A 16640-nucleotide genomic window follows, 5' to 3' on the forward strand; every position below is an offset into this window, starting at 1 on the left:
CTCCCGGCCATGGGATCAAGGCCGCGGAATCAAGCAGGCTGCCGAAACAACGGATGCCGCGTCACCAGACGTGCCGCGCCCCTCCGTTGCCCAGCGGCCGGCTGGCCAGGACCACCGGCAGCAGGAACAGCGTCAGGTTGGTCCAGGAGAAGGGGCGACGCGGCGGCTCCGGTTCGATCCAGCCGCCGCTGGCGCCCTGATGTTCCGGCATGGCGGTCATCACGCCGCCCGACGTGGCGGGGGCGGAGCGGTTCTGGAACATGTCCCGCTCGATGGTGTGGGCGAGCGCCCGCTCGGTCAACTGCGGCGCCATGGCGTTGCTGACGGCGGCGATGCGGGCCTCGGTGCCGACGAAGCGTTCGCGCTCCGGGTTGCGGGCCAGCGCCAGGATGGCGGCGGCGACCTCCTCCGGCGGATGGATGGGGGTCAGCGGCTTGACCGCCCGGCCGGTGTAGTTGGCGGCATGCTGCCACAGCGGCGTGTCGATCGACGCCGGCATGACCATGCAGACATGGATGCCCGGCTCGTCCACCAGTTCCTGCCGCAGCGATTCGGTGAAGCCGCGCACCGCGAACTTCGCCGCGGTGTAGGGGGTGGCATAGCGCTGGCCGATGTTGGACACCATCGACGCGGTGTTGATGACGATCCCCTCGCCGCGGTCGAGGAAATGGGGCAGCACGGCGCGGCAGCCATGGACGGTGCCGAAGAAATCGGTGCGCACCACCTGCTCGAACACATCGTCGGGGATGTCCTCGAAACGGCCGAAGGCGATGACGCCGGCATTGTTCACCCAGATGTCGATGCCGCCGAAGGCCTCGATGGCGCGGTCGGCCAGATGCTGCATGGCGCGCCGGTCGGTGACGTCGGTCGGAACCACCATCGCCCGGCCGCCGGCCGCCACGCAGTCCTCCGCCACCTCGTGCAAGGCGGCCATCCGCCGGGCCGCAAGGACCACCGCGGCGCCCTGGCGCGCGAACTCCAGCGCGGTCGCCCGCCCGATGCCGCTGGACGCGCCCGTGATGACCACCACCTTGTCGCCGATCCTGTCATCTGGCCGCTTCGCCATGACCGCACTCCTTTCGTCGAAATCCCGTCATCGGGGCGTACAACAGCCCGGCGTGACGAAAATCTCGGGGTCTGGAGAAGCGGGCGCGAACCGGCTACAGTCACAGGCGGAGTAAGGATTTCGTCCTCAACGATGGTGGAGCGGGCGCGGTGCCGGCGAGAGAGCTTGACGTGAAGGGGCTGCATTGCCCGTTGCCCATCCTGCGCACACGGGCGCTGCTGGACCGCATGGAACCGGGGGAAGAGCTGGTGGTCCTTGCCACCGATCCGGCCTCCGTCATCGATTTCAAGCATTTCTGCAACACGACCGACAACGTGCTGCTGGCGCACGAGACACAGCCGGACGAGGTCCACCAGACCGTCTTCGTCTACCGCATCCGCCGGGGCGGCTGAGGCGCCCGTCCTCTCCCCTCCCCGCCGTTCCGCGAAAGGGTCCACCCGATGCCGCTTCACCCCGCCTCCCCGCCGCCCCTGCGTCCCGGCGCCGTCATCCACGGCCCCGGCTCGCACGGCGTCGATGCGCTGCTGGACGGCTTCGTTGCGGAGCTGAAGCGGCGCGGCTTCCGCGTCGGCGGGCTGGTCCAGCGCAACCACGGGCCGGGCGACGACTGCGCGGAGCGGATGGAGCTGGTCGACGTCGCGACCGGCCGCGCCTATGACATCACCCAGCGGCTGGGCCGGGAATCGCAATCCTGCCGCGTCGATCCCACCGGCGTGGCGGAGGCCAGCCAGGCCATCCGCGATGCGGTCGCCTCGAACGTCGACCTGCTGGTGGTCAACAAGTTCGCCGGGCTGGAATCGCACGGCGACGGCCTGTCGGACGAGATGCTGACGGCCATCGCGGAGGGCATCCCGGTGCTGACCAGCATCGGCAGCCGCTATCTCAACGAGTGGCAGACCGCCACCGGCGGCTTCTGCGACCTGCTGTCGCCGACCGCCGACGCGCTGTGGCGCTGGTGGGGGCCGCAGCGGATGTACCCGGATCTGGTGCAGGGCGTCGCCGACGCCGAGGTCCGCCGCGTCGTCACCGGCGACAAGTGGGTCCTGGTGGAAACCGGGGAGGGGCTGGGCGTCGCCGCCCGGCAGGCGCCCGCGGCGGACGACGCCCCTGGGCGCTGGAACGGCCGCAGCTTGCGCGATCTGGCCGCCATGGCGGCGCAGTCCTGGGATCCGCTGGAGATTTCGGTGGGTGTGGCGGCGCTGAACGCCCATTACAACCGGCCGGATGTGACCGGAGTCCCCGGCAACGGGCTGGACCTGTTCGCTTCGGTGGAGGGTCGGGTGGTGGTGGTCGGCGGCTTCCCGCAGGTCGCCCGCCGGATGCCGCGCGCCCAGGTGATCGACATGACCCCGCAGGAGGGCGAGCATCCGGAGGCCGCCTGCGACTGGCTTCTGCCGGGTGCGGAAGCGGTGGCGATCACAGCGTCGGCCTTCGCCAACCGCACCCTGCCCCGCCTGCTGCGGGTGTCGGCCGGGGCGCGGGTGGCGATGATCGGTCCCGGCACGCCGCTGACCCCGCGCCTGTTCGATTATGGCGTGGACGTGCTGGCCGGCTTCGTCGCCACCGACCGCGAGGCGGTGGTCCGCACCATCGCCGGCGGCGGCGGCTCGCGCGATTTTCATCCCCATGGCCGGATGGTCACGCTGCACCGGCCACCCCACTCTTAACAGAACAAGAAAACCGGAGGAGAGATCCCATGGCCGATCTGGACCACCAGACCCGCATCGAACTGGAAGCCGCGGCCTTCCGCGGTCTGGTCGAGCATCTGCGCAAGCGCACCGACGTGCAGAACATCGACCTGATGAATCTCGCCGGCTTCTGCCGCAACTGCCTGTCCAAATGGTATGCGGCGGCAGCCAAGGAGCGCGGCGTCGCGCTGTCCGACGAGGACGCCCGCATCGCCGTCTACGGCATGCCCTATTCCGAATGGAAGCAGAAGCACCAGAAGGACGCCACCCCCGAACAGCAGAAGACGTTCGAGGACACCAAGCCGCTGCATGCGGAGATCAGCGGGCACCGGTAGGCGCTGCGATAGGCAAGCAAGCCCCCCCTCCCTATCCCATGCCGACGCATGGGACGGAGGGCGCCGGTTCACGCGCTGATCGAAAAGGGCTGCACCACCGCCTGGAACTCCGCCATCGCTTCGCAGGCGTCGGAATGCGCGGCAAGCGCCGGCCAGCGGGCACGGTCGAAGACGGCGGCATGCGCTTCGCCGACGAAGCGCAGCGCGCAGCCGGCGGCGATGTCGGCATGACCGATCCGCCCGCCGAACCACCAGGGCCCCGCCGCGGCGGCCCGGTCGGCCTCCAGAACGTCGAGGACGGCGCCGATCTGGCCGGTGCAGCGCTCCATCCACAAATCCGACCGCTCCTTGTGCAGCACCCGTTCGTAGACGAGGCTGACCGCCTTGTCCGCCAGCCCGGTCGCCAGCGCGCAGAGCTTGAGGGCCCGGCGCCGCTCCGCACCCTGGCGGGCGATCAGGGCCCGGTCCGGCCCGGCGGCCTCGTCGAGATGGTCGAGGATGGCGCCGCTCTCGATCAGCGCCTCCCCGTCGTCCAGCACCAGCGTCGGCACCCGCTTCAACGGGTTGAAGCGCGCGACGTCCGCCGCATCGGAGAAGACTGACCAGGGCCGGTGTTCGTAGGCCATGCCGTAGAGTCGCAAAGCGACGGCAACGCGGCGGACGAAGGGCGAGTCATACTGTCCGATCAGGATCATCGACGGTTCCCCAAGGCGATTCTGGACCACGCCACCCATCCTAATCCGGATCGTTCCCGCGGACGCATTCTTATCGCGCGGTTCAGTCCCGCGCCACGATGGGGGTCAGCTTGTACCGGGCGGCGATGCTCTCCAGCCGGCCGTCGGCCTTGATGGCGGCTACGAAGCTGTTGACCCGCTCCAGCCACGCCGCGTCGCCGGGTGCCACCGCATAGGCGTAGGGCGTCGGCTGGACCGGCGTGTCCGGCACGATCAGCCGCGCCCAGGGATGGAAGGCCAGCATGCGCTGGCCATAGGGATAGTCGGTCAGGAAGGCGTCGGCACGGCCGGCCTGCACCTCCTCCTCGCGCTCCTGCGGACGGGTGACGGCGACGATGCGGGCGGACTTCATCGCGTTGCGGGCGTAGCCGTCCATGTAGGTGTCCTTCTGCACCACCACCACATTGCCGCCGCGGTCCAAATCCTCCCAACGGCGGATGGTGTCGTTGGTCTGGGTGGTCACCGCGTAGATGCCGCTGCGCAGATAGGGCTGGCTGAAGGCCACGCGCTGGGCCCGCGCCGGGGTGGCGCCGATGGCGAACATGCCGATGTCGCAGCGGTCGGTCAGCAGATCGTCGATGAAACGGGGAAAACTGCTTTCCACCACCGTCAACTGCACGCCGAGATCGGCGGCGAAGGCCTGCGCCAGTTCGGCGTCCAGCCCCTCAAGCGCGCCGGTCCGCGGATTCCGGAACGAGATGGCGTAGTAATCAGGCCAGGAGCAGACACGAAGTTGCTTCTGCACTGCAATTTTCTGAAGTCTCCCGTCCTGTGCCATTGCCGGAGCGGTGTTCCCCACAGCCAGAAGAGACAGAACTGTGCAGCAGACAGCCCAAAGAAACTGCGTCGTCATGTCACACCTTTCGTTAACCACTCGATCCTGTTCTTCGTCGCAGCGGCGCGATCCCATGCAGCCGGGGCGGCATCTTAGCATCGGCCAGTTGCAAACGGCAGTGGATGCTTGGCGTATGGTCCGGGCACCTGCTATTGTCGCGAGCGGCGACATCGGCCGGGCACCGGGCCAACTGCGGATGACCGCGCCTGTCCGACCCAAACCGTTCGACCACACCTGACCGTCCGGAACGCAAGCCCTGTCCTCGCCCCCAGCAAAAGCGGATCTGAAGGGTCTTTTCCAAAAGCGCGGCGGAATCATCGCTTTTGCCCTTTTGGCCGTTTTCACCCTTCTGATCAACCAGGGACAGCAGCTGATCACCGCACGCAAGGCGGCGCTCGACACCGCCGAGGTCAATCTCGCCAGCCTCGCCGCCGCGCTGGAGGTGTCGACCACCCGCACCGTGCAGTCGGTGGACGTCACTCTGTCGGCGATCGTCGATTCCCTGTCCGATGCCAACTGGACGGGCGAGGATGGCCGGCCCGGTCCCGATCTGGCGGCGCTTCTGACCGACCGGCTGCGGCGGTCGCCGCACCTGCGGGGGCTGACCCTGCTCGACCGCACCGGCCGCATCCTGGTCACGACGGAGGGCATGCATCCCGCCGACGCCTATCTGACGGAGCTGGACGCCTTCCGCCTGCAGGCCGCCAGCCAGGGCAGCGGGCTGGTCATCGGCGACCCCCGGCCGGGCCGCGGCCTGCTGGACCGTGCGGCGGGAGCCGAGCGGTCCGGACGCTGGCTTCTGCCGATGAGCCGCGCGCTGCGCGCCGCCGACGGCATGGTGCAGGCAGTGGTCGTCGCCACCGTCAATCCCGACTATTTCCAGGGGCTGTACCGTGCGGTCCAGGGCGGCGGCGCCACCGGGGTGGCCGACCGCATCGCGCTCTACCGCTATGACGGCACGCTGCTGACCGTCCAGCCGCAGGCCGGCGAGGAGATCGGCCGCTCCTTCGCCGCGACGCCGCTGTTCCGCGAGCGCCTGCCCCAGGCGGAGTATGGCGTTTTCCGCCATTCCGGCACCGATATCGGCGCCGGCTCCGAGACGCGGATCGTCGCCTACCGGACGACCCCGGTCTGGCCGCTGGTGCTGACGGTCAGCGTGCGGCAGACCGCCGTGCTCGCCGCCTGGCGCGACAATCTGTGGATGGCGACCCTGCTGTCGGGCGGCATGACCCTGCTGCTCGGGCTGATCGGCCTGCTGCTGGCGCGGTCGCTGGCCGCCCAGCGCCGGCAGGGAGAGGAGTTGGAGGAGGCGAACGCCCGCCTGTCCGCCATCGTCGACACCGCGGCGGAGGGCATCGTCACCGCCCGGCCGGACGGGGTGATCGAAGCCGCCAATCCGGCCGCGCACGCCATCTTCCGCTGCCCACCGGGCGGGCTGGCCGGCCGGCCGGTGACCGACCTGCTTCCGGCGGACAAGCGGGAGGCCACCGCCCGCACCCTGTCGGAGATCTTGCGGGGCGCCCGCCCGATGGACACCGCCGTCCGCGGCGAGACCATGGCGATAAGGCCGGCGGCGGACGGCGAGGAGAGCTTCCCGCTGGCCTACTCCATGGCCCTGGTGAAGACCGCGGCCGGGCCGCTCTACGCCGCCATCCTGCGCGACCTGACGGAGGAGAAGCGGCTGGAGCACACGCTGCGCGTCGCCAAGGAGCGGGCGGAGGACGGACAGCGCATCAAGATGGAATTCCTCGCGACCATGAGTCACGAGATCCGCACGCCGATGAACGGGGTGATCGGCATGGCGGGGCTGCTGCTCGACACGCCGATGGAGGCGGAGCAGCGCAACTATGCCGAAACCATCCGCGATTCCGCCGAATCGCTGCTGGTCATCATCAACGACATCCTGGATTTCTCGAAGATCGACGCCGGCCGCCTGGATCTGGAGGTCGGCGAGTTCGAACTGGTGCCGATGGTCGAAAGCGTGGCGGAGATCCTGGCGCCGCGCGCCGCCGCCAAGGGGCTGGATCTGGCCAGCTTCGTGCCGCCCGGCCTGCGCGGCACCCTGATGGGGGATGCCGGACGGCTGCGCCAGATCCTGCTGAACCTTGCCGGCAACGCGGTGAAGTTCACCGACAGCGGCAGCGTCACCATCCTGCTGAGCGAGGAGCCGGCCGACCCCGGCCAGCCGGCGGAGGAGGGCGTCCGCGTCCGGTTCGAGGTGCGCGACACCGGCATCGGCATCCCGGAGGAGGAACGCCCCCGCCTGTTCGCCATGTTCACCCAGATCGACTCGTCCGCCGCGCGGCGCCATGGCGGCACCGGCCTGGGGCTGGCGATCTGCAAGCGGCTGGTGGAGCTGATGGGCGGCCGCATCGGGGTGGAGAGCCAGCCGGGAGCCGGGAGCACCTTCTGGGTGTCGATCCCGCTCAAGCGCGGCGTCGGCAGCGCCCATCCCCCGGCTCCCGCCGGCGACTGGGCCGGGCGCCGCCTGCTGCTGGTCGACGACATTGCGGTCAACCGCGACCTGCTGACCCGGCAGCTGGACGGCTTCGGCATCGTGATCGAGACCGCGGAGAATGGCGAGCAGGCGCTGGACCGGCTGGCCGCCGCCGCCCGTGCGGGCCGTCCGTTCGACGCCGCGATCCTCGACCACCGCATGCCGGGCCTGACCGGACCGGAGGTGGCACGGCGCATCCGCGTCGACCCGGCGCTGGCGGGGATCCGTCTGGCGCTGGCCTCTTCGCAAAGGCTGGAGGGGCAGGAGCCGGAGCGGGCGCCGGTCGACGCCCATCTGCCGAAGCCGATCCGCTTCAGCACGCTGTGCCAATGCCTCGCCCGCCTGCTGGAGCCGCAATCGGGAACGGGCCGATCAGGGCAGGACGCGAAGAGGGAGGAACCGGGCCCCGACTGGCCGGTGCCCGCGCGGATCGGCACTGTCGTCCCCCTCGCCGCCCGGACACCGGCCAACGCGGCGGCGCAGCCCGACGGCAAGCTGCGGGTGCGCGTGCTCGTGGCGGAGGACAATCCTGTCAACCAACAGCTGACGCTGGCTCTGCTGCGCCGTGCCGGCCACAGCGCGGAGGCGGTGTCCAACGGCGAGGAGGCGGTGGAGGCGGTGTCCGCCCGGCGCTACGATCTGGTGCTGATGGACGTCCAGATGCCGGTGATGGACGGTCTGGAGGCGACGCGGCGCATCCGCCGGCTGTCCGGCCCTGCCACAACCATTCCCATCGTGGCGCTGACCGCCAACGCGATGCAGGGCGACGCCGCCATCTGCCTGGAGGCCGGCATGGACGATTATCTGTCCAAGCCGATCAATGCCCGCAAGCTGCTGGATGCCATCACCCGCTTCGTGAAGCCGGCTGGGGAGGAGGATGGCGGACCCGGCGGCGATCCGGCCGGGGGGCCGCCCTCTGCGCCGCCCTCTGCGCCGCCCGAGCCGGAACCGGCCGCCGTCAACACGGAGAAGATCGAGGAACTGCGCGACGCCCTGGGCAAGGACGGCTTCGCCCTGCTGCTGGAGACCTTCTTCCGCGACAGTTCCATGCATCTCGCCCTGCTGTTCGGCGCCATCGACAGCCGCGACTGCGCCGCCATCGAGCGGGAGGCGCACATCCTGAAGGGCTCCGCCGCCAATGTCGGCTTCGACAGGCTGGCCGCGACCGCCCATCATCTGGTTTCCGCCGCCCGCCGCTGCGACCGGGACGCGCTGAATCCTGCCGCCGGAGCCCACGTCGCGGAGGAGTTGGAGGCCGCCCGGCGGGCGGCGGCGGCGCTGGAGGTCCGGGCAGGCTGACCGTCGATCCACGCGGATCCCGAATCTTTCTGCGGCGCAATGCCGCCGGTGATTGTGCAGCAGGCCTGTATTCAGTAGAAATACTTCGGATTCATACCCTTCCCTGCCGCAAACCGCTGGAGCCAAGCCGACCATGGCCGATGCCGCCACCGCTCTGGTCGTCGATGACGAGGAAATGACCCGCGCCATCGTCGCAGGCTATCTCTCGCGCATCGGCTACCGGACGCTGGAGGCGGAGACCATGGCGCAAGCCTGGGAGATCCTGTCGGCCAACGGGGCGGCGGTCCATGTGGTGCTGCTCGACCGCCGCCTTTCCGACGGCGACGGGCTCGAGCTGTACGAACGGATGAAGGGCGTGCCGGAGCTGGCCGGCATCCCCGTCATCGTGCAGACCGTCTCCGACAGCAGCGCGGAGATCGCGGCGGCGATCCGCGCCGGGGTGTTCTATTACCTGATCAAGCCCTATGACGGCGCGCTGCTGCGGTCCGTCGTCCGCGCGGCGGAGGAGACGACCGGCCGGCTGAGAAGCCTGCAGGGCGATCTGCGCTGCCGCTCCGACGCCATCGCGCTGCTGCAAGAGGCGCGTTTCCGCTTCCGCACCCCGCAGGAGGCGCAAGATCTCGCCATCGCCCTGTCGTCGGTCGTCACCACCGGACGCAGCCTGACCTTCGGCCTGTCGGAAATCCTCGTGAACGCGGTGGAACACGGCAATCTCGGCATCGGGTTCGAGGCGAAGGGCAGGCTGAAGGCAAGCGGTATGCTGGCCCGCGAGATCGAAGCCCGGCTGGCCTCGTCCGAACACCGCGACAAATACGCCACCCTGCAGGTGGAGCGCGGCGACGGCCGCGTCATCTTCACCGTCACCGACATGGGTCCGGGTTTCGATTTCACCCGCTATCTGTCGGTCGATGCGTCCCAATCGCACGCCACCCATGGCCGCGGCATCGCCCTGGCCGGCATGGTGGGATTCGACGAGCTGACCTTCCTCGGCACCGGCAACCGGGTGGTGGGAATCGTCAATCTGGACCGGGACTAGGATCGGGCTCCTACATTCCCGGCTCGAACACCGCCACCCGGTTTCGGCCGAGATGCTTTGCCCGGTAGAGCGCAAGGTCGGCGCGGTGGATCGCCCGCTCCAGCGTGTCGGTGGCGCCCTCCAGGCCGGCGATGCCGATGCTGGCCGTCAGTCGGAAGGTGCCGTTGGGCGCCTCGATCGGCATGCGGGCGAGATGGCGGCGCACTCGTTCGGCCACGACGCGGCTTTCGTCGGCGGTGGCGCCGGGCAGGACCACCACGAACTCCTCTCCGCCCAGCCGCCCCAGCAGGTCGTATTCGCGAAGAATCGCCTGGCAGCCGGCGGCGACCATGCGCAGCGCGTCATCGCCGGTGGCATGGCCGAAGGTGTCGTTGATCCGCTTGAAATGATCGACGTCCAGCACGAAGACCGACAGCGGCTCGTGAAAGCGATGGGCGCGGGCCAGCTGGGAGCGGGCCAGCTCCATGAAGGAGCGTCGGTTGTAGATGCCGGTCAGCGGATCGCGCGACGCCATGTCGCGCAACGCCTCTTCCATGCTGCGGCGTTCGGTGTAGTCGTAGATCCAGGCGAGATTGACCGGTACGCCCTGGATCACCGCCTGATTGACGGTGAACAGCGTCCAGAAGGGTGACCCGTCGGCCCGCTTGAACTGGACCTCCATGTTGGTGACACCGCCGCCGCCGCGCAGACGGTCCAGGACGCGCAGGCGCTGGTGGCTGTCCAGGTAATAGTCGCGGGCGCGGCTGCCGATCAGCTGTTCCCGCGACAGGCCGATCAGTTCGGCGAAGCGGGTGTTGACGAAGATGATCCGCCCGTCTTCACGGCGGGAAACGGAGACGCCGATCGGACTCTGCTCCAGGATCGCTTCCAGCCTCTCCTCGTTCGGGCGGGTTTCCGTCAACTCGTGGATGGCGCCGACGATGCCCATCGGATTGCCGTGCTGGTCGCGGAAGGCGGCCTTGGTCAGATTGACCATGCGCATCGCGCCCTCCGCGGTGCAGAGCGGCGCCTCATAGCAGACGCTGCCCTCCCGCTCCATCACGGCGCGGTCCTGGCCGGCATGCTCCCTCGCCATGTCGGGGCTGGTCAGCGCGAAGGTGGTCCGTCGCAGCATGTCGGCCCTGCCGATGCCGGTGAGGCGCGAAAAGGCTTCATTGACCGCGATGTACTGGCCGTCCGCATCCTTGACGAACAGCGGCACCGGCGCCGCTTCCAGCAGGGCGTCGACCACCGGCATCCCGGCAGGCCCAGGGCGGGAGGAGGCGCGGTCGCCGGCCACCGTCTCCTGCCGGTGAAGGGCGTCGACATCCGTCACCGTCAACATCCGCAACGCGTCGGCGCCCTGACCGCCGGCATCCGCGGACGGGTCTGCGGGCAGCGGCACTTCCGCCACCGTCACCCAGCGAATGGTGCCGTCGGCCCGCCGCGCCGGCCATGCCTGCGGCAGGCTGCAATCCAGCTCGAACTCGCACAGGCTCCGCCCCGGCAGACCACCCGGTTCGCAGCCGAGCAGCCCGTGCAGCGCCGGGTTGGCGTAGCGGATCATCCCCGATGCCGTGGCGATGCAAACCCCGACCGGCAAACGGTCGTAGGCAAACAATACGGAGTCCCGCAGGTCCTGCACGCCACGGTCGGAGATCATTGCCATGCTATTCGAAACCAGCATGGCACACAGTGTCCCATAGACTTTTGTTTCCCTGCAATGCCGGCACGGCGCGAAGGGGGAGAAGTGATCCGGCCGGACTTCTAAAAACAGTTGAGCGTATAAAATTTTCGGCGATTGTTCAAGATGCTGACTTTTTGCTTGATTGAATCGTCCCGACCTTGTCCCCGCCTTGCCCCCGGTTTCCATGGCTGCCGAGTGCGACGCCAAGTCGCTGCCAGGCCTCCTCCGGGCCGGGCAGGCCGAAGCGCAGCCAATCCTGCCGCCGGTCGAACCGGCGCACCAGGATCCCGGCCTCCCCCAGCGCACGATAGAGGTCGGGCGCCCGCCGATCCTCGATGAGGCAGAACAGCGCGGTGCCGCCGACCACCGTCAGGCCGGCATCGGACAGCAGCCGGCGCAGCCGCGCCATCGCGTCGTCCAGCTTGCCGCGCGTCCGCGCGATCCACTCCCCATCGGCGAACGCCGCCGTGGCGATGGACAGGCCGGGGCCGGATACCGCCCAGGGACCGGCGGCATCGCGCAATGCCCGCGCCAGCCCGGCCGGCGCCAGCGCGATCCCCAGCCGCAGGCCAGCCAGCCCGAAGAACTTCCCGAAGGAGCGCAGGACCACCAGCCCCGGCCGTCCGGCGAAGCGGGCGACGCTCTGCTCCGGCTCCATGTCGGCGAAGGCCTCGTCCACCACCAGCCAGCCGCCGCGCGCCGCCTGCGCCGCCGCCAGCTCCAGCAGCCGTTCGGGCGGCAGGAGCCGGCCGTCCGGGTTGTTGGGGTTGACCATGACCAGAACGTCAACGGCATCCGTGATCGGGATGTCCGTGCCCTCCACACTGCGCACCTCATGACCGGCCAGCGACCAGCAGCGGGCATGCTCGGCATAGGTCGGCTCGATGACCGCCACCCGGCCGGGCGGCAGCAGGCGAGGCAGCAGCTGGATCAGCGCCTGCGAACCCGACGCGGCAGCCACCAGTTCCGCCAACGGCGCGCCGTAGCAAGCGGCGGCTGCCACGCGCAGCGCCTCCTCCTCCGCCCGGCCGGGCAGCCGGGTCCAGGCCTGCGGCGGGACCGCGGGAAGCGGATAGGGCCAGGGGTTGATGCCGGTGGACAGGTCGACCCAGGGCTCGGGCGCCGCCGGGAAGGCGGTGCGGGCCCCGTCCAGGTCGCCGCCATGCAGCAGCACGCCGCCTTCCCCCGCCCCGCCCCCACCCGTCACGCGCGGCTTGGTCGCCGTGCCGTCTTCGGCCATGATCGCGCCTCCTTGCTTCCACCCTCGCGCGGCCTGCCGGCCGCCCCATCCACTGGAACGTCCCTGCCGTGCCGCTTCATCCCTTCCTGCTCGCCGCCGCGCTCGTGATCGAGGCGGTGGCCGGCTATCCGGACCCACTCTATACCCGCATCCGCCACCCGGTGGTGTGGATCGGTGCGCTTATCGCGCAGCTCGACGGCGCACTCAACCGTGAGAATGACGGTTTCGCCCGGCGCAAGGCGTTCGGCGTGCTGGCGCTGGCGGTGCTGCTGCTGACGGTGGGCGGCGTGGCGGTGGCGGTGGCCTGGGCCTGCCGGCTGTTGCCCTTCGGCTGGCTGATCGAGGCGGCGCTCGCCTCCACCCTGCTGGCCCAGCGCAGCCTGCACGACCATGTGGCGGCGGTCGCCGACGGCTTCCGCAGCGGCGGGCTGGAGGGGGCGCGCAAGGCGGTGTCGATGATCGTCGGCCGCAACCCCGCCACGCTGGACGAGCCGGCGGTCGCCCGCGCCGCCATCGAAAGCCTTGCGGAGAATTTCTCCGACGGGGTGGTGGCGCCGGCCGTCTGGCTGCTGGTGGGGGGCCTGCCGGGACTGGCGCTCTACAAGGCGATCAACACCGCCGACAGCATGATCGGCCACCGCACGCCGCGGCACGAGGCCTTCGGCTGGGCTGCGGCGCGGCTGGACGATCTGGTCAATCTGCCGGGCTCCCGCCTGACCGCCCTGCTGCTGGTCGGGGCGGCCCGGATGATGGAGGGGGCCGACCCGCGGCAGGCGTGGCGGTCCGTACGGCAGGACGCCCACCGCCACCGCTCCCCCAACGCCGGCTGGCCGGAGGCGGCGATGGCCGGCGCGCTCGACCTGCGGCTGGGCGGCCCGCGCGTCTATGGCGCCACCCGCATCGAGGATGTCTGGCTCGGCGCCGGCCGCACCGCCGCGACTCCGACCGACATCGGCCGCGCCCTGGCGCTCTACCGTCGAGCCTGCGGTCTGCTGATCGGCGGAGCGCTGGTGCTGGCGCTGCTGGCCTGATTCTCCGGTCCGATCCGTCACCTCCCCGCTGCCCGCCGCACCATCAGGGAGAAGCGGCGCGCGATCCGGCGCAGCCCGCGCAGCAGGCGGCGGGCGGCACGGACAGGGGCGGTCTCCTTGAGCCAGGACAGCCATGCGGTCACCCGGCCGTAGCCGCGGGCGAACCAGCCGATGGTCAGCAGCTTCGGCTTCGCGATGTGGAACAGCCGCTCCACCAGGGTGATCTTCACCAGCTCCGCCCCGGCGATCACGGCGGCGCCGGACCAGGGCCGCCCGATGGCGAACAGCCAGGCCCCGACCGGCTTCGCCGGCTCCAGCAGGGCCAGCGGCACCAGGACCAGCAGCAGCGACGGATAGGGGGCCAGCCCGGCGATCCAGGCGCCGATCCGGCGGCCGATGCGGGCGAAGACCGGAAGCTGCGCGATCCGGTGCAGGACCGGCCGCACCACCCAGTAGGCCAGCGCATCCAGAAGGAAGTACAGCAGGGCCGCCAGGGTTCCCACCGGACGCAGAAGGCGGCCTGCCGCCGAGCCGGAACGGGAGCGCAAAGGAGTCGGCCGGTCGGATGGGCCGGGGGCGTTCGGCCTCCCGGAAGAGGAGGGCCCGTTCATCCGTCATATCCCGACGGACGTCGTAGGTCGCAGTCTACCACCAAGGCGAGCCTTTCGTTCGTAGGAAGGGGCTGGCACTGTCCCCTCAATTGTCTCCGCACATATGCAAACGATATCGCTACAAACCCGACCAGTCCGTACAACCCACCACGACTCCCGTGCCCGGCCAATACGATCCACTGCTCGTCGCCTTATCCTACGTCATCGCCGTGTTCGGCGGTTACGTCGCCCTTGATTTGGCAAATCACGCCCGTGTCGGCGACGGCGGTCTCCAGAGCGGCGGCCATGGGGAGATGCGCGGCGACGTGCGGCGGCTGGCCGGTGCGGCGCTGGCGCTGGGCGCCGGGATCTGGTCGATGCACTTCATCGGCATGCTGGCCTACCGCAGCGACGTGCCGATCGGCTACGATGCCGGGCTGACGGCGCTGTCCTTCCTGCTGGCGGTCGCGGTATCGGGTGCCGGGTTGTTCGCGGTGGCCCGCAACCGGCCGCGCCGCTTCACCCTCGGCGTCGCCGGAACACTCACCGGTCTCGGCATCGTCAGCATGCACTATGTGGGAATGGCGGGCATGCGCATGGACATGGAACTGTCCTACGACCTCCTTCTGGTCGCCGTCTCCATCGTCATCGCCATCGTCGCCTCGACGGTGGCCTTGTGGCTGGCCTTCCGCACCCGGCGCCCGCTGCAGCGCGCCGCCGGCGCCGTCCTGCTGGGGTTGGGCGTGGTGGCGATGCATTATACCGGCATGGCCGCCGCGGGCATGGAGCCGGTGACGGAGCTGGGTGCCGGCGGACCGGCCCTGGCGCCCGCCCACCGGGCTGCGCACCAACCGGAAATGATCGTCACCGACCAGGGACACGCGCTGTCCTCCACCCTTCTGGCCGTGATGACAGGGCTGGGGACGCTGCTGCTTCTGTGCCTCGCCCTGCTGTCCTCGCTGCTCGACCGCCGGCAGCAGGCGGACCGTTCGGCGGAGCAGGAGGCGCGCTACCGCGCCATCGTCGACACCGCGGTCGACCCCATCATCCTGATCGACGACCACGGTATCGTGCAGTCCTTCAACCACGCCGCGGAGAAGACTTTCGGCTACCGCGCCGACGAGGTGATCGGCCGCAACGTCAACATGCTGATGCCGGAGCCCTACCGTACCGCCCATGACGGCTATCTCGACCGCTACCACCGCACGGGAGAGCGGCGGATCGTCGGCATCGGCCGCGAGGTGGAAGGGCTGCGCAAGGACGGCAGCACCTTCCCGCTCGACCTGTCGGTCGGCGAATGGCATGTCGGCAAGCGGCGCATGTACACCGGGATCATGCGCGACATCACCGCCCGCAAGGCGGCGGAGGAGGCGATCCTGCGCGCCCGCGACGAGGCGGAGGCCGCGCGGATCGAGGCGGTGCACGCCCGCGACGACGCCCAGCGCGCCGACCGCGCCAAGACGAAGTTCCTGGCCGCCGCCAGCCACGACCTGCGCCAGCCGCTGCAGTCGCTGTTCTTCTTCGCCCATGCGTTGTCGGACAAGCTGGAGGGCCACCCGACCGCCCCGCTTCTGGCCAGCATGACCGAATCGCTGACCGGCCTGCGGGTGATGCTGGACAGCCTGCTGGACGTCTCGCGCCTGGATGCCGGGGTGGTGAAGCCCAGCGTCACCGACTTCGCGCTCGGCCCGCTGCTGGACCGGCTGGCGGAGGAATACCGCATCCGCGCCGGCGAATCCGGTCTGACGCTGCGCCATGTCCCGACCTCGGCCTGGATCAGCAGCGATCCCGCCCTGCTGGAGCGCATCCTGCGCAACCTGATCGAGAACGCCATCCGCTACACCGAACGGGGGGAAATCCTGATCGGCTGCCTGCATCGCGGCGGCGGGCTGCGGCTGGCGGTGCTGGACCAGGGCATCGGCATTCCCGCCGACAAGACCGAGGACATCTTCCAGGAGTTCACCCAGCTCGCCAACCCGGAGCGGGACCGGCGCAAGGGCCTGGGACTCGGCCTCGCCATCGTGCGGCGGCTTGCCGGGCTGCTGGAGCATGGCGTGACCGTGCGTTCCACGCCGGAGCGGGGCAGCGGCTTCTTCCTCGACCTGCCGGCGGCGGTGCCGCGCCCGATCCCGAAGCCGGTTCGCCTGCCGGTGGAGCCGGCGCGCGCCAAGGGCCTGATCGTGGTGGTCGACGACGACACCATCATCCTGCTGAGCATGCGGGCGATGCTGGAGGAATGGGGATACGACGTGGTCGCCGCGGTGTCTGCCGACGAGGCGATCCAATCGCTGCTGAACCTGGGACGCCAGCCGGCGATGATCGTCGCCGACTACCGCCTGCGCGAAGGCAGGACAGGCGTGGAGGCGATCCGCGACATCTATGGCGTCTGCGGCGTGCGCGTTCCCGCCGTGGTGCTGACCGGGGACACCGACCCCGCCCGCATCGCCGAGGTCCAGCGCAGCGGCCACCGCCTGGTCCACAAGCCGGTGTCCGCCCCGATGCTGCGGGAAATCCTGACTTCGGCAGCCTGAGACGCGGCCTCGTGGGTGCAGGTCCGAAAAAGCGCTCCACTCCACCCATGCAGCCCTGGACGCGCCCGCGGCCGGGAACTAGCATCCGCCAC

Annotated in this window: 13 protein-coding genes; 7 read left to right on the forward strand and 6 right to left on the reverse strand. The window is 70.0% G+C overall.

The features are described 5' to 3' along the window. Window positions 1–61: 61 nt before the first annotated feature. The gene (locus tag A6A40_RS24590; protein ID WP_108548520.1) at window positions 62–1066 is read right to left on the reverse strand and encodes an SDR family oxidoreductase; all 1005 of its coding nucleotides are present in this window, start codon (window positions 1064–1066) and stop codon (window positions 62–64) included. Between the two features lie 170 nt (window positions 1067–1236). On the opposite strand from A6A40_RS24590, the gene A6A40_RS24595 reads away from it, so the two are divergent. From A6A40_RS24595 to A6A40_RS24605, 3 genes are read left to right on the forward strand one after another with little or no spacing between them, the layout of a single operon-like run. Further along, entirely contained in the window at window positions 1237–1458 is a 222-nt protein-coding gene (locus A6A40_RS24595) for a sulfurtransferase TusA family protein (RefSeq protein ID WP_236784013.1), read from the forward strand. 48 nt (window positions 1459–1506) lie between these two features. Next, window positions 1507–2733: a DUF2478 domain-containing protein gene (locus A6A40_RS24600; RefSeq protein ID WP_108548522.1), complete on the forward strand. Its 1227-nt coding sequence runs from the start codon at window positions 1507–1509 to the stop codon at window positions 2731–2733. Window positions 2734–2762: 29 nt separating this feature from the next. Beyond that, the gene (locus A6A40_RS24605) at window positions 2763–3089 is read left to right on the forward strand and encodes a DUF1244 domain-containing protein (protein ID WP_108548523.1); all 327 of its coding nucleotides are present in this window, start codon (window positions 2763–2765) and stop codon (window positions 3087–3089) included. A gap of 68 nt (window positions 3090–3157) precedes the next feature. Here the strand turns inward: A6A40_RS24605 and A6A40_RS24610 are convergent, their stop codons facing one another. Together A6A40_RS24610 and A6A40_RS24615 are read right to left on the reverse strand one after the other, a co-directional pair. Beyond that, the gene (locus A6A40_RS24610; protein ID WP_108548524.1) at window positions 3158–3784 is read right to left on the reverse strand and encodes a glutathione S-transferase family protein; all 627 of its coding nucleotides are present in this window, start codon (window positions 3782–3784) and stop codon (window positions 3158–3160) included. A gap of 82 nt (window positions 3785–3866) precedes the next feature. Next, a complete protein-coding gene (locus tag A6A40_RS24615; protein ID WP_236784014.1) occupies window positions 3867–4568 on the reverse strand; it encodes a substrate-binding periplasmic protein in 702 nt (233 codons plus the stop codon). A 421-nt stretch (window positions 4569–4989) separates the two neighbouring features. Here A6A40_RS24615 and A6A40_RS24625 point away from each other — a divergent pair, with 421 nt between their 5' ends. Both A6A40_RS24625 and A6A40_RS24630 read left to right on the forward strand, forming a co-directional pair. Further along, window positions 4990–8454: a response regulator gene (locus tag A6A40_RS24625; RefSeq protein ID WP_236784015.1), complete on the forward strand. Its 3465-nt coding sequence runs from the start codon at window positions 4990–4992 to the stop codon at window positions 8452–8454. A gap of 133 nt (window positions 8455–8587) precedes the next feature. Then, on the forward strand, window positions 8588–9490 hold the full coding sequence (locus tag A6A40_RS24630; protein ID WP_108548527.1) for an ATP-binding response regulator: 903 nt from the start codon (window positions 8588–8590) through the stop codon (window positions 9488–9490). Window positions 9491–9500: 10 nt separating this feature from the next. On the opposite strand, the gene A6A40_RS24635 is transcribed toward A6A40_RS24630, so the two are convergent. Further along, entirely contained in the window at window positions 9501–11156 is a 1656-nt protein-coding gene (locus A6A40_RS24635) for a sensor domain-containing diguanylate cyclase (protein ID WP_108548528.1), read from the reverse strand. Window positions 11157–11274: 118 nt separating this feature from the next. After that, complete coding sequence (gene cobD / locus A6A40_RS24640; protein WP_108548529.1) at window positions 11275–12396, reverse strand: threonine-phosphate decarboxylase CobD; 1122 nt, start codon at window positions 12394–12396, stop codon at window positions 11275–11277. A 68-nt stretch (window positions 12397–12464) separates the two neighbouring features. Here cobD and cbiB point away from each other — a divergent pair, with 68 nt between their 5' ends. Continuing rightward, window positions 12465–13427, forward strand: coding sequence for an adenosylcobinamide-phosphate synthase CbiB (cbiB, locus tag A6A40_RS24645; RefSeq protein WP_108548530.1), 963 nt, complete (start codon window positions 12465–12467; stop codon window positions 13425–13427). 17 nt (window positions 13428–13444) lie between these two features. On the opposite strand, the gene A6A40_RS24650 is transcribed toward cbiB, so the two are convergent. Beyond that, window positions 13445–14038, reverse strand: coding sequence for a hypothetical protein (locus A6A40_RS24650; RefSeq protein ID WP_108548531.1), 594 nt, complete (start codon window positions 14036–14038; stop codon window positions 13445–13447). Window positions 14039–14196: 158 nt separating this feature from the next. On the opposite strand from A6A40_RS24650, the gene A6A40_RS24655 reads away from it, so the two are divergent. Next, window positions 14197–16548, forward strand: coding sequence for a hybrid sensor histidine kinase/response regulator (locus A6A40_RS24655; protein WP_108548532.1), 2352 nt, complete (start codon window positions 14197–14199; stop codon window positions 16546–16548). Window positions 16549–16640 lie beyond the last annotated feature (92 nt).

It is taken from the genome of Azospirillum humicireducens, from assembly GCF_001639105.2.
GTDB lineage: Bacteria > Pseudomonadota > Alphaproteobacteria > Azospirillales > Azospirillaceae > Azospirillum > Azospirillum humicireducens.